The sequence below is a fragment of the Streptococcus sp. C150 genome (assembly GCF_000187445.1).
In the GTDB taxonomy this organism is placed as follows: Bacteria; Bacillota; Bacilli; order Lactobacillales; family Streptococcaceae; genus Streptococcus; species Streptococcus raffinosi.
Window position 1 is genome coordinate 626,999 of sequence record NZ_GL698449.1, and the last position, 20,362, is coordinate 647,360.

Consider the following 20,362-nt stretch of genomic DNA (forward strand, 5'->3'; position numbering starts at 1 on the left):
AGTTAAATATTACTCTAATTTAAGAATTTAATAGAATTTGAAATCCCTCCTGTTTTTATGAGATAACTCAAATTGACATGCTTCTTGCTTTTGTTAGAATATGAACATAACTAAATATATAGAAGGAAGTAATTTAAATGGGGAAAAAGGAATTACAACGTTATTCACTCAGAAAGTCTAGCCTTGGTGCGGCTTCTGTTCTTTTGGGGACTGCTGTAATTGCAGTAGGTGCTTCAAACGCTAGTGCCGATGAAATGGCAACAACGACAGATTCTTCAACACCAGCAGTTAAGGCAACCGATGCAGTTGAAGAAAGTACTGCTACAGTAGCAGATTCAACTGATAAGAAGGTTGTTAATGTAACTGAAGAAGGTAATACAACTGTTACAACGAGTGAAGTAACAAATACAAGCTTAGAAACTGCAAAAACAGTTGCAACAAACGAAGGTATTGAGATCAAGGAAGAAACTGCTCAAACTAAAGATACCGTTGAAGCAGCTGTTGCAGATAACAAAGCACAAGCAGAGAAAATTAACTCAGTCGTTTCTGATTACAAGGCGGCTAAGGAACACTACAAATCAGATAAAGCTGATTATGATAAAGCAAAAGCTAACTACGATGCTAAATTAACGGAGAAAGCTCTTGCTGAAAAATCAAACACCGAAGCTCAAGAAAAATATAATACTGAAAAAGCTGCTTATGACAAAGCTCAGGAACAATATCAAATTGCTAAACAAGCTTATGACTCAGCACTTTCAGAGTACAAGACTAAAAAAGTTACCTATGATGCAAAGGTAGCTGAAAAAGAAGCAGCTGATAAAGAAAATGCACTTTCAGCCGCTAAGTACCAAGCAGAATTGGCAACATACAACCAAGCCAAAGCTGACTATGAAGCTGCACTTGCACAATATAATAGCGATAAAGCCAAATATAATGCTGAAAAGGCAAATTATGATAAAAAAGTAACAGAAAAAGTCGTTACTGAAAAACGTAATGCTGAAGCAGAGGCTAAGTATCAAAATGAGCTTGCTGCTTATAAAGAAGCAAAAGCTAAATATGATGTTGAAAAAGCAGCTTATGACAAGAATATCGAACTTTATAAGACTAAAAAAGCAGCTTATGAAGTAGATCTTGAAACAAAAAAAGCCATCGAAAAATACAATGCAGATGCAAAAGCAAAATATGAAGCAGCTTTGGTTGTTTACAATGAGCAAAAAGCAAAATATGACCAAGAGTACCTTGAGTATCAAAATAAATTAGCTGTCTATCAAACAGCTCTTAAACAATATCAAGAGGCTAAAGCCGCTTATGATAAATACATGGATGATCCTGTTTATCGTAATCTCAAAGATGCAGAAGTTGTTCAAGAGTTGACATTCCACCGTGAAACAGAAGCAACTCACAAACTTGAAGGTGTTAGCAACTACTTGACTAAAGCAGCTCAAGAACGCCTTAATACAAGTAATGTTTTCCAATATGATTCTAATAAGTTACAAGCATCTGATATTGTGACAGATAGTCCTTGGACAAACACAGAAGACGAATGGATTCAAGTTAAAGAAGGCGACAAATTTGTTGTGACTTATGATGGCTTGAACCAATCTAGCATGTTGGTTAAAAACGAAGCATCTCCAATTAAACGTGTTGTTTATCGTTATGAAATTGTTAGTCTTCCGTCAAATGACGGAAAGGGAATTGCTAAAATCAGTAAAGACCCAACAGTTACAATGACCGTAGGAGCTTCAACAGATCAAGCTAAACCAGTTAAGGTTGCTGTAGATGTAGAGTTCTACGATAAAGATGGCAAGATGTTTAATCTTAATGAGCATAATGCTGTTGTAGCGCTTAACTCACTTAACCATTGGAATGGTGCTGCTTACGTTGAAACATCTGAACGTCCACGTCCAATTACAGTTGAAGCTAAAGATGTTAACGGCAACACAGTTCGTGGAACTTACAATCCTTATGCGGATGGTTCTACACTGGCTATTCAAAATGGTGAAGTTGTTACGAAATCAGGATATGCTGACTTTGGTGGCGCTACTGTTAACATTTCAGCTGACAACCCACTTAAAGTAGTTCTTCCAATCACTGATTGGAATGGTTCAGAGTGGTTCGTGTCACGTGAAATTCCATCTGATGTAACGATACTTAACGCCTCAGGTAGTGGAAATGGTCATGCTCTTGGTAACCAAGACTATACTTTTGGCGATAAGGACGATGTTATCGGTTCATACAGCGTTTCTGCTGAAACTGGTTTGATTACTTTCACACCTAAGAAAAAATACCAATCAACGCGTCACCAAGAATATGTAAATATTGGTGATAACCAATTCATCGCTATTCCAAAATCATCAGTTACTTATGATGCGGCTACAAAAGAAGTTACTTCAGTCAATGATAACCAATACATTGACCATGGTTCTGTCTATAATGGTGAAACAACTTCAGATTTGACTGGTTGGGACAATGAAGATTCACCTTACCTCTATTATGGAGGAGCTGGTATCAAGATGACGAATGGTCACTTGGTATTTACAGCTGATGGTGCCAATGCTGATGGTGCTCCAACGGTTTACTGGTTTGCAATCAATTCAAACCTAGGTTTGCCTAAGAATCCTGGTGAAAAACCTGAAGAGCCTAAGGCACCAACACCACCGACGGAACCAACTAAACCGTTGATGAAAACGGTTGGTATCAATCCACAAGAACCAACACCACCAACACCTCCAAAAGAACCAGTGGCACCAACACCACCGACTCCAGAGGTAGTTGAAGTACCTGGTAAACCACAAGAACCAACACCACCAACAGGCCCAATGGCACCAACGCCACCAACACCAAAAGTGGTTGAAGTTCCTGAAAAACCACAAGAACCAACACCACCAACAGGTCCAGTAGCGCCAACGCCACCAACACCAAAAGTAGTTGAAGTACCTGCAAAACCAGTTGAACCAAAAACTCCTGAAAAACCAACTGTTGTATGGCATAAAAACTATGTTGTTGAGAGAGTATCTCATGTGGTTCCACCAACACCAAAAACACCTCAAAAACCTGTGACACCACCAACTACACCAACTCCTGATACTGAGGTACCTGTAGTTGCACAACCTGAGTTGCCACAAACTGGTGAACATACAAGCAATGCTGGTTTCCTTGGACTTCTTTCAATGATTTTTGCAGCCTTCATCGGATTCTTCAAACGTCATAAAGAAGACTAAGTGGTACTAATAATTGACTACTCCATAAGAACTAGACTCTAGCTTAAGAGTCTAGTTTTTTTGTCGCCTTTATAAAATTCACCCCCCCCTTAAATCATTTTTAAATATAAAGGAAAAATGGTATAATGAGTAGAATGACTATTATAGAAAGATGAGAGGAGTCGATCATGGAAGAACTGAAGAAAATCGCCGGTGTAACCGCTGCTAAATTTGTTAAAGATGGTATGGTTGTCGGACTAGGAACAGGGTCAACGGCCTACTTTTTTGTGGAAGAAATTGGTCGTCGTATTAAGGAAGAAGGACTCAATGTTGTCGGTGTAACGACATCAAGTCAAACAACAAAACAAGCAGAAAGCTTAGGGATTCCATTAAAGGCAGTTGATGATATTGACAGTATAGATGTTACTGTAGATGGGGCTGATGAAGTGGATCCTCAACTCAATGGTATTAAGGGTGGTGGTGGTGCCCTCTTGATGGAAAAAATTGTTGCCACACCTACCAAAGAATACATCTGGGTTGTTGATGAGTCTAAAATGGTTGATCAACTAGGTGCCTTTAAACTTCCAGTCGAAGTCGTTCAATACGGGGCTGATCGATTGTATCGTGTCTTTGAGTCAAAAGGTTATAAGCCATCATTCCGATTAACGGAAGAAGGCAATCGCTTTGTCACTGATATGAAGAATTTCATTATTGATTTGGATCTGGGTAAAATTGAAAATCCAGTGGTTCTTGGTCAAGAACTTAAATCTATGACAGGTGTTGTTGAACATGGGCTCTTCAATGGAATGGTTAACAAGGTCATTGTTGCAGGAAAAGACGGTGTTAAGATCGTTGAAGTAAAGGCTTAGTCCTATCTGAGTTTCTTCATTAACTGAAGGCCGCAAACTATTATTTACGAAATTATAAAAATAAAAGAAAAGGTAAAGAGAAAATCTTAAAAGGATTTCAGCTCTTTGTGGTGTTATTATGTCTAAATTTAATCGAATGCATTTAGTTGTTCTTGATTCTGTAGGAATTGGGGCAGCACCTGATGCCAACGACTTTGTCAATTCTGGTGTACCAGATGGTGCTTCTGATACACTTGGCCATATTTCAAAGACTGTTGGTTTGAATGTGCCAAATATGGCTAAGCTTGGTCTAGGAAATATTCCTCGTGAAACACCTTTGAAAACAGTACCAGCAGAAAGCAACCCAACTGGTTATGCAACAAAATTGCAGGAAGTTTCTCTTGGTAAAGATACCATGACTGGCCACTGGGAAATCATGGGCCTTAATATTACAGAACCATTTGATACTTTCTGGAACGGATTCCCAGAAGAAATTATTACGAAGATTGAAGAATTCTCAGGTCGCAAGGTCATTCGAGAAGCCAATAAACCTTATTCAGGTACAGCCGTTATTGAAGACTTTGGTCCTCGTCAAATGGAGACTGGTGAATTGATTATTTACACATCTGCTGATCCAGTTCTTCAAATTGCAGCCCACGAAGACATTATTCCTTTGGATGAACTCTACCGTATTTGTGAATACGCTCGTTCTATCACTTTGGAACGTCCAGCTCTTCTTGGTCGTATCATTGCGCGTCCTTACGTTGGTGAGCCTGGAAACTTCACTCGTACGTCTAACCGTCGTGATTTAGCTGTTTCACCATTTGCACCAACTGTTTTGGATAAATTGAATGAAGCCGGTATTGATACTTACGCCGTTGGTAAAATCAATGATATCTTCAACGGAGCTGGTATAAATCACGATATGGGCCACAACAAATCAAATAGTCATGGTATTGACAATTTGATTAAGGCAATGACTTCTGAAGACTTCAAACATGGCTTCTCATTCACAAACTTGGTAGACTTCGATGCTCTTTATGGACACCGTCGTGACCCACATGGCTATCGTGATTGCTTGCACGAATTTGACCAACGTTTGCCAGAAATCATCGCAGCAATGCGTGAAGATGATCTCTTGATGATTACAGCAGACCACGGAAATGATCCAACTTATGCAGGTACAGACCATACTCGTGAATATATTCCTTTCTTGGCTTATAGCCCATCATTCAAAGAAAATGGACTTATTCCAGTAGGTCATTTCTCTGACATCTCAGCAACTGTCGCTGAAAACTTTGGTGTAGATAAAGCCATGATTGGTGAAAGCTTCTTGGATAAACTTGTCTAAAATGAAGCGCTACGCATTTTTGGTTCGTGGGATAAACGTTGGTGGTCGTCACAAGGTGGTCATGGAAGAATTTTGTCGTGAGTTAGAAGAACTCGGTATGTCACATGTTTCTTCATATATAAATAGTGGAAATCTTTTCTTTGATTCTACCTTGATGAAAGAGGAACTTCTCTTAGTTTTAGAGGAATTTCTAAAAAAGGCTTATCCATTTATTAAGGTATTTTCTCTTTTTACTCTGGAAGATTACCAATGTGAAGTGGCATCTTTACCCGAGTGGTGGGAAGATGATTTCTATAAAAAAGATGTCCTCTTATTCACTGAAAGACTTGATAAGAACGAAATGAAGAAGGTTATTAACTCTTTTGAGTTGAAAGATGAAATACTTCATTTTGGTCAACTTGGTGTCTACTGGGGCAAGTATGATAAATCAACTTATAGTCAAACGGCTTATCATAAGAAGTTATTGAAAACACCTTTTTATCCTGATATAACCATTCGAAATGCAAGGACATTTTCAAAAATTGGTCACTTTTTAAGAATGAAATAAAATTAAGGGAGAAATAAGATGTCGCTACTTGAAAAAATTAGAGTTACGCAAGCTTTTTTGGAAAGTAAAGGAATTGAAAAGCCTGAATTTGGTTTGATTTTAGGTTCTGGACTTGGTGAGTTGGCTGAAGAAGTTGAAGACGCAATTATCATTGATTATGCTGATATTCCAAACTGGGGACAATCAACGGTTGTCGGTCATGCTGGAAAACTTGTTTACGGAACTTTGTCTGGACGTAAGGTTTTGGCTCTTCAAGGGCGTTTCCATTTCTATGAAGGAAATCCGCTTGAAGTCGTTACTTTCCCTGTACGAGTGATGAAAGCTATCGGTTGTGAAGGGGTTCTTGTAACCAATGCAGCTGGTGGTATTGGCTTTGGCCCTGGTACTCTCATGGCTATCACAGACCACATCAATATGACGGGTCAAAATCCTTTGATTGGCGAAAACTTGGATGAGTTTGGTCCACGTTTCCCAGATATGTCTAAGGCATATACTCCAGAATACCGTGAGACTGCGCATCAAGTTGCTGACAAATTAGGCATTAAATTAGATGATGGTGTCTATATCGGTGTAACTGGTCCAACTTATGAAACTCCAGCTGAAATTCGTGCTTATAAGACTCTTGGTGCAGATGCTGTTGGGATGTCAACTGTCCCTGAAGTCATTGTTGCAGCACATTCTGGTTTGAAAGTTCTTGGTATTTCATGTATTACCAACTTTGCGGCTGGTTTCCAAGAAGAACTCAATCACGAAGAAGTGATGGAAGTGACAGAACGTGTTAAAGGGGATTTCAAAGGCTTGCTGAAAGCTATTTTGGCTGAACTTTAAAACATGATTTTTCGGGAAATAAAACGTTTAAGGTTGTTACCAAAATCTCTTAACCTAAGTTTGGCTGTTTTTGGAACTGGTATCGCTTCAGGTCTTGTTGGAATTCTTTGCCACTATCTTTTAGAATTTATACAAGTTCTTGCGTTTGGTAAAGATAAAGGCAATCTCTTGTTACAGTTTCAATCAGTGAAAGCTTTTCGAAGATTTTTTGTATTGCTTGTGGTTGGGGTCCTAGCTAGTTTATTTTGGTATTTTCTTCAACGACGGGTCTCCTTACTTTCCATTAGCAAAGCTAAGCAACTTGTTGGTAAGAGGAGTCCAAACTTTCTAGGCCAGTCTCTACATGCATTAGTCCAGGTGGCAATCGTTGCTGCCGGGGCCTCAATTGGCAAAGAAGGAGCACCTCGAGAATTAGGTGCTCTCTTCGGTGGTAGTCTTTCTAAGGGATTACGTTTAGACATTTCCAATAGACAATTATTAATTGCTTGTGGTGCTGGAGCAGGCTTAGCCTCTGTTTACCAGGTGCCTTTTGCCAGCGCTTTGTTTGTTTTGGAAACATTAGGAGTTAGTTGGAAGCTAAAGAATATCGTCATTATTCTTGTGACTACTTATGTATCTGCTTATTGTGCCAGACCAATTGTTGGTGGACAGGCTCTATATTTAGTCGATAAAGTGACTATTGATTCTTCCAGTTTCATGCAGGCAATCATCTTGACAGTATTTGCAACACCACTTGCTATGATGTTTGGTTATTTGACGAAAAAGGCCAGTGGACATCGTATTACAGACAAAAAAATACTTTGGACTTTGCCCTTTGCCTTTATGATTCTAGGTGGATTGTCAGCATACCTCCCTATTTTTATGGGAAATGGACAGGTTTTAGCCCAATGGCTTTTTTCTGGGAACTCTTCAGCATATCTTCCTGTCATTCTCATCATCAAATGCCTATTGGTCTGTCTACTTTTAAGAAGTGGTGCCTATGGTGGAACTCTGACGCCATCGTTTGCATTAGGCGCAGGTGTGGGTTATCTGATAACGGAGCTTTTTGGAAATTTTGGCCTTTCCCTAAGTCCGAATTTAGGAATGCTTTTAGGAGCAACTATATTTTTAGGAACAACTTTGAATGCCCCCCTAACAGGAATAGCCTTGGTTGTTGGTTTTACAGGCACTGGAGGAGTTATCGTATTACCACTCATACTAGCCAGCCTCTTATCAAGGATAATTAATAATAAATGGAAGGAAAAAGTATGAATATTCATTTTATCTTACACGAAACATTTGAGGTTCCAGGAGCATACTTGAAATGGGCTCAAGAGCGTGGCCACAATGTCACATCAACTAAGGTTTATGAGGAGGAGAAACTTCCTGAAACTGTTGATGGTATTGATTTCCTTATTGTAATGGGTGGACCTCAGTCACCTGATGAAAATCGTCAAGCCTTTCCATACTATGATCCAAAGGCTGAAATTGCATTAATTCAAAAAGCTATTGACGCTGATATCTATATTGTTGGGGTATGTTTAGGGGCTCAACTTTTATCTGTGGCTTATGGTGGTAAGTACGAGCATAGTCCCGAACGTGAGATTGGTGTTTTTCCAATAAATCTTACTGAAGCTGGATTAGCTGATGATCATATTAAAGATTTTGGTTCTACTTTAGATACCGGTCACTGGCATGGAGATATGCCTGGATTATCAGACAATGCAGTTGTTATGGCTACAAGTAAAGGTTGCCCTCGTCAAATTGTTCGCTTTAGTCCTAAACACTATGCTTTCCAGGCACATTTGGAGTTCGATCCAGAGGCTATTGATTTACTGATAGCTGCGGATGGTGAAGAGCACTTGCGCCAGCAAAATCAAGAGTTACCTTTTGTTCAAACACCAGAACAATTGCGGGCCAATGACTATTCTCAAATGAATAAAAAGTTATTTGCTTTTCTAGATTCACTAACCCAAGGCTAAACATTTAAGTAGCTCATGTACTATCTATATAATAGTAGAAAATTTTAAAAAATATAACGTAAGAAAGGTAGAGCAGGTGTTCAAATTTGAACACGAGCGGAAAGCTTGGAAAATAGATAATCTGCCTAGATGCGAGGCATCTTCGTCAGCTTCCTAATTTTCAGTCGCTCTCTGATTGCACTCCAGATTACTTAATAAAAAAGAAAGGATGGGTAGCTTGGGTTTGAAATTGAACCCGGGCTAGAGGCGGTGTAAAAAAGATAAATCTTCCAAGATGTGGTGCATCTTTGTCGGATTTCCTATTTTTACCTTGCCTCTTTAACGCCGATTCTATAAATAACTAAGAAAGGTAGAGCAGGTGTTCAAATTTGAACACGAGCGGAAAGCTTGGAAAATAGATAATCTTCCTAATTTTCAGTCGCTTTCTGATCGCTCTTTGTATCATAAATTATGTCTATTCATATTGCTGCTAAGCAGGGAGAGATTGCTGATAAAATTCTTCTTCCTGGGGATCCTCTTCGTGCCAAATTCATTGCTGAGAATTTTCTTGAAGATGCTGTCTGTTTCAATGAGGTTCGTAACATGTTTGGTTACACAGGAACTTATAAAGGTGAACGTGTTTCTGTGATGGGGACTGGGATGGGAATGCCATCTATCTCTATTTATGCACGTGAACTTATCGTTGATTACGGGGTTAAAAAACTTATTCGTGTGGGAACTGCAGGTTCATTAAATAAGGATGTTCATGTGCGTGAGTTGGTCTTGGCCCAAGCTGCAGCGACAAACTCTAACATTATTCGTAACGATTGGCCACAATACGATTTCCCACAAATTGCAAGTTTCAACCTTTTAGATAAGGCTTACCACATTGCCAAAGATCTCGGTATGACTACCCATGTTGGTAATGTACTGTCTTCTGATGTTTTCTACTCAAATTACTATGAGAAAAATATTGAACTCGGTAAATGGGGCGTGAAAGCTGTTGAAATGGAAGCGGCGGCTCTTTATTACCTTGCAGCCCAGCATCAGGTAGATGCTCTTGCCATTATGACAATCTCTGATAGTTTGGTGAATCCAGATGAGGATACAACTGCAGAGGAACGTCAAAATACTTTCACTGATATGATGAAAGTCGGTTTAGAAACACTGATTGCTGATTAGTTGCTATAATGAAAGGACACCATTTGGTGTTCCTTTTTGGTTTTGTTGGGTTATAGTTGACTAGTTTCCTTTATTATGAATAGTGGTAATAGATTTAAAATTGTCAAAAGAATAGTATAGTAACTACTATTTTTCATGGAGTGAGTTTATAATATCAAGGCAAATGTCAGAAAATTATAGAATTAGTATACTAATTGTGAAATTTTTCCTGACAATATGATGAAAATTAATAGAAATTAATGACTTGATAAGCTAATGAAAAACTGTTTCTTCTTTTTTAAAAAGAATGACAATTGAAATGAAGTTAAAGTAATGTTATAATGATAATGGGAAGTGTCTAATTTTAATTTTTAGGAGCAATTTATATGAGTTCGCATACGTATCGTAAGCAGAAACAGACAAGTAAAGGATCCTGGGGAATGGTCAACATTGGGTTGACCATTCTGTATGCTATTTTAGCAGCGATTTTACTTTTCATTATGTTCAACTACAATTTCCTATCTTTTAGGTTTTTGAATATTATCATCACACTTGCCTTGGTGGTTGTTCTTGCTATTAGTATCTATCTTCAAAAAGCTAAGAAATCACCACTTGTGACAACTGTTATATTGGTTATTTTCACCCTATTTTCTTTGGTTGGTGTATTTGGCTTCAAACAGCTAATTGATATTACTAACCGTATGAATCAGACTGCATCATTCTCAGAAGTTGAGATGAGTGTTGTGGTTCCAAAAGATAGTGACATCAAAGATGTCAGTCAGCTTTCTACTGTCCAAGCACCTATGAAGGTTGATAAGAATAACATTGAAACCATGATGTCAGCTCTGAAAAATGACAAGAAGGTTGATGTAAAAGTTGACGATGTTGCTTCTTACCAAGAGGCCTATGACAATCTTAAATCTGGAAAATCTAAAGCCATGGTTTTGAGTGGTTCATATGCTAGCCTTTTAGAGTCAGTTGATAGCAATTACGCTTCAAATCTGAAAACAATCTATACCTATAAAATCAAAACGAAAAATAACAAGTCTGTAAAACAAGCGGATTCCAAAGTATTCAATATTTATATCAGCGGTATTGATACTTATGGTTCTATTTCAACAGTATCACGTTCTGATGTTAATATCATTATGACCGTCAATATGAATACGCATAAGATTCTTTTGACGACAACACCTCGAGATGCCTATGTCAAAATTCCTGGTGGTGGGGCAAACCAATATGATAAATTGACCCACGCAGGTATCTACGGTGTTGAAACTTCAGAACAAACACTTGAAAATCTTTATGGCATTAATATTGATTATTATGCACGTATCAATTTCACATCATTCCTTAAGTTGATTGACCAATTGGGTGGTGTGACCGTCCATAATGATCAAGCCTTTACTAGCCTTCATGGGAAATTTGACTTCCCAGTTGGTGATATTCAAATGAACTCAGAACAAGCACTTGGCTTTGTTCGTGAGCGTTATAGCTTGGATGGTGGCGATAATGATCGTGGTAAAAACCAAGAAAAGGTTATTTCAGCGATTGTTAACAAATTAGCCTCACTTCATTCAGTATCAAACTTTAATTCAATTGTTAATAATCTTCAAGACTCTGTTCAAACCAACATGTCTTTGGATACTATTAATTCCTTGGCTAATACGCAGCTTGATTCAGGTTCTAAATTTACAGTGACTTCTCAAGCGGTGACAGGTACAGGATCAACGGGACAATTGACTTCATATGCTATGCCAAATTCTAGTCTTTATATGATGAAACTTGATGATTCTAGTGTGGCAAGCGCATCACAAGCTATCAAAAATATGATGGAGGAAAAATAAGTGATTGACGTTCATTCACATATTGTCTTTGATGTTGATGATGGTCCTAAGACTTTAGAGGAAAGTCTAGAACTTATTGGCGAAAGTTACGCCCAGGGAGTGCGTACTATTGTTTCAACGTCTCATCGTCGTAAGGGAATGTTTGAAACCCCAGAAGACAAAATCTTTGCCAACTTTTCTAAAGTAAAAGAAGAAGCAGAGGCTCTTTACCCTGATTTAACAATTTACTATGGTGGTGAACTCTATTACACTTCAGACATTGTTGAGAAGCTTGAAAAGCACCTTATTCCTCATATGCATAATACTCAATTTGCTTTGATTGAATTTAGTGCTAGAACTTCTTGGAAGGAAATTCATAGTGGACTAAGTAATGTCTTGCGAGCAGGGGTAACTCCGATTGTGGCTCACATTGAACGTTATGATGCTCTTGAGGAACATGCTGACCGTGTTCGTGAAATCATCAACATGGGTTGCTATACTCAAGTCAATAGTTCTCACGTCTTAAAACCAAAGCTTTTTGGTGATAAGGAAAAAGTGAGAAAAAAACGAGTCCGTTATTTTTTGGAAAAGAATCTAGTTCACATGGTTGCAAGTGACATGCATAATTTGGGCCCAAGACCTCCATTTATGAAGGAAGCCTACGCTATTATTGAGAAAACTTATGGTACTAGACGTGCCCGTAATCTTTTTATCAAAAATCCACAAACACTACTTGAAAATCAATACATATAGGAGAAACTATGACTCAGGAAAACACGAAACGTGTTGAAATCGATGTACTTGCACTCTTGCAAAAACTCTGGACTAAGAAAGTCTTCGTTCTATTTACAGCATTTTATGTTGCTGTTTTTGCCTTCTTAGGAACTTATTTCTTTATTCAACCAACTTATACGTCATCAACACGTATCTATGTGGTAAATCAAGCTGATGATGGCAAGAATCTTTCTGCACAAGACTTGCAGGCTGGTACGTTTTTGACAAAAGACTATAAAGAAATTATTACGTCTAATGATGTTTTGTCTGAAGTAATTAAAGACGAAAAATTGAATATGACTGAAGCAGACCTCGCTAAAATGATTTCAGTTAACATCCCTACTGACACGCGTCTTATTTCAATTTCTGTTAATGCAAAAACTGGACAAGATGCTCAATCCCTAGCCAATAAGGTTCGTGATGTTGCTGCAGAAAAAATCAAAAAAGTGACAAAAGTAGAAGATGTCACAACGCTTGAAGATGCGAAATTGCCAGATTCACCTTCTTCTCCAAACATTAAACGTAATGTTGCTCTTGGAGCAGTGCTCGGAGGTTTCCTTGCAATTGTTGGTGTATTGGTTCGTGAAATCTTGGATGATCGTATTCGTCGTCCGGAAGATATTGAAGACGCCTTAGGACTGACACTTCTTGGAATTGTCCCTGATATAGATAAGATTTAAGGAGAAGAAATGCCTCTATTAAAGTTAGTAAATTCTAAAGTAAACTTTGCCAAACAAACCGAAGAATATTACAATGCTATTCGCACAAATATTCAGTTTTCTGGCGCTCAGATGAAAGTTATTGCTGTTAGCTCAGTCGAAGCTGGTGAAGGTAAATCAACAACATCTGTTAATATTGCCATTTCGTTTGCTAGTGTTGGCCTTAGAACACTGCTCATTGATGCAGATACCCGTAATTCAGTTTTGTCTGGAACATTTAAATCAAATGAGCCATATAAAGGTCTTTCAAATTTCCTTTCTGGGAATGCTACTTTGGAGGAAACCGTTTGTCGAACAGACATCGCAAGTTTGGATGTAATTTCGTCTGGTCCTGTTCCACCAAATCCAACAAGTCTTTTACAAAATGAAAATTTCACACACCTAATGGACGTTGCTCGTAGCCAATATGATTATGTTATTATTGATACACCACCGATTGGTTTAGTTATCGATGCTGTCATTGTTGCTCACCAAGCCGATGCTAGTCTTTTGGTGACAGCTGCAGGTAAAATTAAACGTCGTTTCGTAACAAAGGCAGTAGAACAATTAACACAAAGTGGTTCTCAGTTCTTGGGTGTTGTTCTAAATAAAGTAGATATGACTGTAGATAAATATGGTACATATGGTTCTTACGGGTCATATGGTGACTACGGCAAGAAATCAGAGCAAAAAAGTAGTCATTCAAGGTCGCAACGCCGTAGAAAAGGATAGCATTAATGGGGATAATGTAGCTCCTTAAACATTAGCATATAAAAAAGGGGTTCAGAGTGAAAGAAAAACAAGAAATTCGTCGCATTGAGATTGGTATTATACAACTGGTTGTGGTCCTTTTTGTAGCCTGGGTCACAAGTAAATTGCCTTATACTGAGATTACCAAAGGAAGTGTCGTTCTCTTAGGAATTGTCCATGTAGTAACTTATTATATTAGTAATTACTTCGAAAATTTAAAATATCGTGGTTACTTGGATGAATTTATTGCTACTCTCAAATATTGTCTCATATTTGCTGCAATCGCAACCTTCCTATCCTTTTTTGCAGATGGTAATTTTTCAATTTCACGTCGTGGACTCCTTTATTTTATCCTCATTGTAGGTGCTCTCTTATACCTAACAAACACTGTTCTCAAATATTTCCGATCATCCATCTACACACGTCGTAAGAGTAATAAAAATATTCTCTTAATTTCTGATCAGACTCGTCTTGAAAATGTTCTGACACGTATGAAAGATAATATGGATGGTAGAATTACAGCAGTTTGTGTTTTGGATAATCCTTATTTTACTAATCCATTTATCAAGAGTGTTAAGCCAGACAACTTGGTTGAGTATGCAACCCACTCAGTAGTTGACCAGGTCCTGATTAATCTTCCTAGTGAACAATACAAAATTTGGGATTACGCCTCACCTTTTGAACTTATGGGGATTCCAGTTTCTATTAATCTCAATTCGCTGGAATTTATGAGTCAGGGGGAAAAACGGATTCAGCAACTAGGACCTTTTAATGTTGTTACCTTTTCAACACAATTTTATAGTTACGGTGATATATTGGCAAAACGCTGCTTAGATATCTGTGGGGCTTTGGTTGGTTTGGTTTTCTGTGGTATTGTCGGAATCTTTCTTTATCCGATTATCCGTAAGGATGGTGGTCCAGCAATATTCGCTCAAGATCGTGTTGGTGAGAATGGACGTATTTTCAAGTTTTATAAATTCCGTTCAATGCGAGTTGATGCCGAAGAAATCAAGAAGAATCTCATGGAACAAAATCAGATGTCTGGCGGTATGTTTAAAATGGATAATGATCCTCGCATTACTAAAGTTGGTCATTTTATCCGTAAAACGAGCCTTGATGAACTTCCACAATTTTGGAATGTTCTTAAGGGTGATATGAGTTTGGTTGGTACACGTCCGCCGACCTTAGACGAATACGAATCCTACACTCCAGAACAAAAACGTCGATTAAGCTTTAGACCAGGAATCACTGGGCTTTGGCAAGTAAGTGGTCGAAGTGAAATTACAGATTTTGATGAAGTCGTCAAACTTGATGTAGCTTATATGGATGGATGGACTATCTGGCGTGATATCAGAATCTTATTGAAAACAATTAAAGTAGTAGTAATGAAGGATGGAGCAAAGTGATGGCTTTCTCCATTTCTTTTAATGGTGATTAAATGAAAAAAACAGTTTATATCGTTGGTTCTAAGGGAATTCCAGCAAAATATGGTGGTTTTGAGACTTTTGTTGAGAAACTAACAGAGTTCCAGCAAGATAAAGATATCCAGTATTACGTAGCTTGTATGCGTGAAAATTCTGCTAAATCAGGAATTACAGCTGACTCTTTCGAGCATAATGGCGCAAAGTGTTTCAACATTGATGTGCCTAATATTGGTCCTGCTCGTGCCATCGCTTATGACATTGCAGCTCTAAATAAGGCCATTGAAATCGCTAAAGCCAATGATGATCAAGAACCGATTTTCTACGTTTTGGCTTGCCGTATTGGACCATTTATCTCAGGTATCAAGAAGAAAATCAAGGCTATTGGTGGTACCCTAATGGTTAATCCTGATGGTCATGAATGGTTACGTGCAAAATGGAGTCTTCCTATCCGTAAATACTGGAAAATTTCAGAACAACTTATGGTTAAACATGCTGACCTTTTGATTTGTGATAGTAAAAATATCGAGTCCTACATTCAAAAAGATTATGCAAAGTATCATCCCCAAACAACCTATATTGCTTATGGAACTGATACGACCAAATCTCGATTGACTAAGGTTGATGATAAAGTTCGCACCTGGTATTTTGAAAAAGGGGTTATTGAAAACAACTATTACCTTGTTGTAGGTCGCTTTGTCCCTGAAAACAACTATGAGGCTATGATTCGTGGCTTTATGGCGTCACATTCTGATAAGGATTTTGTGCTCATTACTAACGTTGAAGAAAACAAGTTCTATGACAAGTTGCGTCAGGAAACTGGCTTTGACAAGGACCCTCGTGTGAAGTTTGTTGGAACGGTATATGACCAGGAATTGCTCAAATATATTCGTGAAAATGCCTTTGCTTATTTCCACGGTCATGAAGTCGGAGGGACGAATCCATCACTTCTAGAGGCATTAGAGTCTACCAAGCTTAATCTTTTGTTGGATGTTGGCTTTAACCGTGAGGTTGGTGAAGATGGTGCTCTTTATTGGAAAAAAGATCAATTGGCAACTGTTATTGATCAAGCTGAACAATTGGACAATCAAGCTATCGAAGCTCTTAATCAAAAATCTAGTAAACGTATTGCCCAAGCTTTCACATGGGAAAAAATTGTCACAGACTACGAAAAAGTATTTAAAGGATAGAAATGCAGAAAATTTTATATCTCCATGCGGGTGCTGAAATGTATGGCGCTGACAAGGTTTTGTTGGAGCTTATTAAAGGCTTGGATAAAGATGCCTTTGAAGCGCATGTTATTTTACCAAATGATGGTGTTTTAGTGGCTGCTTTAGAAAATGTCGGTGCCAAAGTGAAAGTTATTGACTACCCAATCTTGCGACGTAAATATTTTAATCCTAAAGGTATCATGGAGTACTTTGGCTCTTATAACCGTTATTCTAAACAAATTGCAAAGTATGCCAAAGAGAACGGGATTACCCTGATTCACAACAATACGACGGCGGTGCTTGAAGGCATTTACCTTAAACGTAAGTTGAAACTTCCTTTGATTTGGCATGTGCACGAAATTATTGTCAAACCAAAAGCTATTTCTGACTTCATCAATTTTTTGATGGGACGCTTTGCTGATACGATAGTAACGGTTTCAAATGCCGTGGCGAATCATGTCAAAATGTCTCGTTATGTGAATGATAATCAGGTACAAGTCATCTATAATGGGGTTGATAATGATGTTTTCCATGTAGTGGATGCTTCAGCCATTAGAGAGCGGTTTGGTATTGCTCAAGATGCTCTTGTTATTGGGATGGTTGCCCGTGTCAATGCCTGGAAGGGGCAAGGAGACTTCTTGGAAGCTGTGACTCCAATTTTACAGGCTAACCCAAAAGCTGTTGCCTTTCTAGCAGGTAGTGCTTTTGAGGGAGAAGAGTGGCGCATTGATGAGTTAGAAAAGACTATTGCTGACTCGCCAGTAGCTGGTCAAATCAAGCGAATTGACTATTATAGCAAGACAACAGAGCTCTATAATATGTTTGATATCTTTGTCTTGCCAAGTACCAATCCTGATCCACTTCCAACTGTAGTTTTAGAAGCAATGGCTTGTGGGAAACCCATCGTTGGCTACCGTCATGGTGGCGTTTGTGAAATGGTGCAAGAAGGTGAAAATGGCCTTCTTGCTATTCCAAATCAGCCTTCAGAACTGTCTAAGGCAATTCAAAAATTAGCGGATAATACCGAGAAGCGAGAACAATTTGGCAAGGCATCTGTTAAACGCCAAAAAGAACTCTTTTCATTACAAAGTTATATTCGTAATTTCTCGGAGCTATATAAAAAGTACTAATATGAACAGTGAAACACTAAAGAATAAACTAAAACCAATCGTTTATCCAATTATTAATTTTATCCCAAGACGACGACTCAAGAATAAGAATTTCACAATTATTTGTGATAATTGTTGGGCTGGGAAGGTTTATCAGGAGTTGGGACTACCTTATCAAACGCCTTTTGTTGGAATGTTTGTCTTTTCACCTGATTACATCAAAATGCTCAAGAATCTAAAACATTATTTGAGTGGAGATATCCCCTTGAAATTCGTTAAGAAATCGAAATACATCAAAGACTTTGATAATGCCTATCCTCTCGCACTTCTTGATGATATTGAACTTCATTTTTTGCATTACGCAGATGAAGAGGAAGCGACTCAAAAATGGCAACGTCGATTGGCACGCATTCATTGGGATAATATGTATTTCAAATTCAACGATAACGATGCTTGTACTTACGAGCTTATGAAAGAGTTTGAAGAACTTCCTTACAAGAGCAAAGTCATCTTCTCTTCACAGAATTATAGTGACCTACCTTCCTTGGTTCATTTCAAATCAGCTGAAAAGCAAGGTCATGTCGGTATCGATTTAAAAACTTACCACCGCTATTTTAATGCTGTGACTTGGTTGAATAAGGGTGGAGAGGATTTAACTAAATGAAAAAGATAAGACTCATTATTCCGTACTTTGGAAAACTTCCAAAGTTTTTCCCTTATTTTTTGTTGACCGCCAAACGTAATCAAAAGATTGATTTCTTAATTTATACTGATCAAAATATGGACCAATTTGAAATTTTGAACGCTGAGAATATTGAATTTAAGACTCTTTCGTTTGATGATTTAAGAAAAAAAGTTCAGTCTAAATTTGATTTTGAAATTTCTCTCAAAACACCTTATAAATTATGTGACTATAAAGTTGCTTATGGATTTATCTTTGAAGAGGAGTTGAAGGGATATGACTACTGGGGATTTTGTGATACAGATGTCTTACTTGGTGATATTTATCAATTTCTGGAAGAACATAGCTTTTTTGAGAATGACTATTCTCGATATGGCCTTTTAGGTCATCTCCAAATATTTAAAAATTCACAGGAAGTTAATCATATATTTATGTCTGGCCAAGGTTTAAACTATCGACTGGATTTTCACAATATCTTTACAAGTGAGCAAAATTTTATTTTTGATGAGGCAGATGGTATCCAAAAGATTTTTGAAAAAAATAATTTCAAACAACTGCAAGATAAGTTTTTTGATGATATTGATATTAGTCATTTCTCATTTAGAGAATATGGTGAAAATGAACCTAAACGCTATTATTTTTGGTCAGAGGAAAATGGTTTGGAATCAATAAATTTAATCGATGGTAATATAAAGGTTAATCGTCCTCTATATGCACATTTCCAAAAGAGAGTGATTAAGTGTCCTGAGTTTAGACTAGTAGATTCATTTTATGTTATACCAAATCAATTAGTTATTGGAGAGAAAATTTCTAAGGAAGAGCTTTTAGAAGTAACAAGAAATAAATTCTATTGGGCATATGTTAAATCGACAATATTAAAGAAATTTAAAAAAGAAAAATGGACACTAGAGTTTATTCGTCATAAATTAAGGATGAAGAGTTAATGGATAATATAGATTTGAGCATAATTGTTCCTGTATTTAATGTTGAAGGTTATTTAAAAAGAGCCCTAGATTCCATACTTATGCAATCGTCACCAATTAAGTATGAGATTCTATTAATTGATGATGATTCAACCGACCAGAGTGGTGCGATTTGTGATGAGTATCAAGATAATTATTCAAATATTTTTGTTAGACATATTGAGAATAACGGAGTCTCGGAAGCTAGAAATTTAGGGATTTCTCTCTCGAGGGGTGAATATTTGTACTTTATGGACTCAGATGATTTCTTATCAGATGATTTCTTTGAGAAGATATGTCCTAATCTTAATGGAGAATGGGATGTTCTTTGTTTTGGTTACAATGAAATTAAAGAAACCAATAACACTATTTTGTCTTGCCGTTCTCATTCTTATCAGCACCTAGGACTTCTTAAAAAGGAAGAGTTTAGGAATGACTTCATAGAGCTTTTTAAAACTGATATGATGTATAATGTTTGGTCGAGAATTTATAACAAAGAATTTATTCTAAAAAATAATATTAAGTTTCCTAGTAAACCAATAGGGGAAGATACTTTATTTAATTTCCAAGTTTATCAACAATTAGATAACATTCTTTTTATTGATTCGACTCTCTATAATTATATTGCAGGTAGAAGTGGTTCTGCACTGACGAGTTATCATCCTAAAAGAATTGAATTTCAATTAGATGAACTTCAAGAATTACATAAATTGCTTGAACAGTTCCAATTAGAAGATGCTACATTAATGCAGGATATTAAGACAAAAATTATCATAAGTTCAGTTTTTCAGATTTCTAATTTAAAGTTGAAAAGACAAGAAAAAATAGAATTACTACAGTCCATTATTTCAAATAAAGCTTTTGACAATATTTTTTCAGGGAATGGAGATCAAATCATTGGTCCTTATAATATGTTATTGAGACAGCGAAATATTTCTTCTTTTCTTAGAAGATTGAGTATTGATCTTCTTACCCAAAAAAAGTTTCGGACAGTCATCTTTATTGAAAAAATGAAAATGAATCCAATTTTACGTAAAATTGCTTTTAAATAAAT

Annotated in this window: 18 protein-coding genes; all 18 read left to right on the plus strand. The window is 37.2% G+C overall.

The features are described 5' to 3' along the window. Positions 1-137 precede the first annotated feature (137 nt). The 18 genes from HMPREF0848_RS03005 (at position 138) to HMPREF0848_RS03090 (ending at position 20,360) form a co-directional block, all read left to right on the plus strand. Positions 138-3,221 carry a YSIRK signal domain/LPXTG anchor domain surface protein gene (locus HMPREF0848_RS03005; RefSeq protein WP_008534531.1) on the plus strand — a complete coding sequence of 1,028 codons (3,084 nt, stop codon included), beginning with the start codon at positions 138-140 and terminating at the stop codon, positions 3,219-3,221. A 167-nt stretch (positions 3,222-3,388) separates the two neighbouring features. Beyond that, positions 3,389-4,069, plus strand: a complete 681-nt coding sequence (rpiA, locus tag HMPREF0848_RS03010; protein ID WP_008534533.1) for a ribose-5-phosphate isomerase RpiA — start codon at positions 3,389-3,391, stop codon at positions 4,067-4,069. Between the two features lie 118 nt (positions 4,070-4,187). Next, entirely contained in the window at positions 4,188-5,399 is a 1,212-nt protein-coding gene (locus tag HMPREF0848_RS03015; protein ID WP_008534534.1) for a phosphopentomutase, read from the plus strand. A gap of 1 nt (position 5,400) precedes the next feature. After that, positions 5,401-5,946, plus strand: a complete 546-nt coding sequence (locus HMPREF0848_RS03020; RefSeq protein WP_037608847.1) for a DUF1697 domain-containing protein — start codon at positions 5,401-5,403, stop codon at positions 5,944-5,946. 18 nt (positions 5,947-5,964) lie between these two features. Then, the gene (locus tag HMPREF0848_RS03025) at positions 5,965-6,774 is read left to right on the plus strand and encodes a purine-nucleoside phosphorylase (protein ID WP_008534539.1); all 810 of its coding nucleotides are present in this window, start codon (positions 5,965-5,967) and stop codon (positions 6,772-6,774) included. A 3-nt stretch (positions 6,775-6,777) separates the two neighbouring features. Continuing rightward, a complete protein-coding gene (locus HMPREF0848_RS03030; RefSeq protein WP_037608848.1) occupies positions 6,778-8,025 on the plus strand; it encodes a chloride channel protein in 1,248 nt (415 codons plus the stop codon). Then, a complete protein-coding gene (locus HMPREF0848_RS03035) occupies positions 8,022-8,735 on the plus strand; it encodes a type 1 glutamine amidotransferase (protein ID WP_037608850.1) in 714 nt (237 codons plus the stop codon). The genes HMPREF0848_RS03030 and HMPREF0848_RS03035 overlap by 4 nt, the downstream gene beginning before the upstream one ends. A 450-nt stretch (positions 8,736-9,185) precedes the next feature. Next, the gene (gene deoD, locus HMPREF0848_RS03040) at positions 9,186-9,896 is read left to right on the plus strand and encodes a purine-nucleoside phosphorylase (RefSeq protein ID WP_008534544.1); all 711 of its coding nucleotides are present in this window, start codon (positions 9,186-9,188) and stop codon (positions 9,894-9,896) included. 365 nt (positions 9,897-10,261) lie between these two features. Beyond that, a complete protein-coding gene (cpsA, locus tag HMPREF0848_RS03045; RefSeq protein WP_008534546.1) occupies positions 10,262-11,722 on the plus strand; it encodes an LCP family glycopolymer transferase CpsA in 1,461 nt (486 codons plus the stop codon). Continuing rightward, complete coding sequence (gene cps4B / locus HMPREF0848_RS03050; RefSeq protein ID WP_002888631.1) at positions 11,723-12,454, plus strand: capsular polysaccharide biosynthesis protein Cps4B; 732 nt, start codon at positions 11,723-11,725, stop codon at positions 12,452-12,454. A gap of 8 nt (positions 12,455-12,462) precedes the next feature. Next, the gene (locus HMPREF0848_RS03055; protein ID WP_008534549.1) at positions 12,463-13,155 is read left to right on the plus strand and encodes a capsular polysaccharide biosynthesis protein; all 693 of its coding nucleotides are present in this window, start codon (positions 12,463-12,465) and stop codon (positions 13,153-13,155) included. Positions 13,156-13,164: 9 nt separating this feature from the next. Next, the gene (locus HMPREF0848_RS03060; RefSeq protein WP_008534552.1) at positions 13,165-13,905 is read left to right on the plus strand and encodes a tyrosine-protein kinase; all 741 of its coding nucleotides are present in this window, start codon (positions 13,165-13,167) and stop codon (positions 13,903-13,905) included. 56 nt (positions 13,906-13,961) lie between these two features. Continuing rightward, entirely contained in the window at positions 13,962-15,329 is a 1,368-nt protein-coding gene (locus HMPREF0848_RS03065) for a sugar transferase (protein ID WP_008534553.1), read from the plus strand. Positions 15,330-15,361: 32 nt separating this feature from the next. After that, on the plus strand, positions 15,362-16,534 hold the full coding sequence (gene cps2T / locus HMPREF0848_RS03070; protein ID WP_008534554.1) for a beta 1-4 rhamnosyltransferase Cps2T: 1,173 nt from the start codon (positions 15,362-15,364) through the stop codon (positions 16,532-16,534). A 2-nt stretch (positions 16,535-16,536) separates the two neighbouring features. Further along, positions 16,537-17,685 carry a glycosyltransferase family 4 protein gene (locus tag HMPREF0848_RS03075; protein WP_008534555.1) on the plus strand — a complete coding sequence of 383 codons (1,149 nt, stop codon included), beginning with the start codon at positions 16,537-16,539 and terminating at the stop codon, positions 17,683-17,685. 1 nt (position 17,686) lies between these two features. Further along, a complete protein-coding gene (locus HMPREF0848_RS03080; protein WP_008534556.1) occupies positions 17,687-18,328 on the plus strand; it encodes a DUF1919 domain-containing protein in 642 nt (213 codons plus the stop codon). Further along, complete coding sequence (locus HMPREF0848_RS03085) at positions 18,325-19,290, plus strand: DUF6625 family protein (RefSeq protein ID WP_008534557.1); 966 nt, start codon at positions 18,325-18,327, stop codon at positions 19,288-19,290. The genes HMPREF0848_RS03080 and HMPREF0848_RS03085 overlap by 4 nt, the downstream gene beginning before the upstream one ends. Continuing rightward, a complete protein-coding gene (locus tag HMPREF0848_RS03090; RefSeq protein ID WP_008534558.1) occupies positions 19,290-20,360 on the plus strand; it encodes a glycosyltransferase in 1,071 nt (356 codons plus the stop codon). The genes HMPREF0848_RS03085 and HMPREF0848_RS03090 overlap by 1 nt, the downstream gene beginning before the upstream one ends. Positions 20,361-20,362 lie beyond the last annotated feature (2 nt).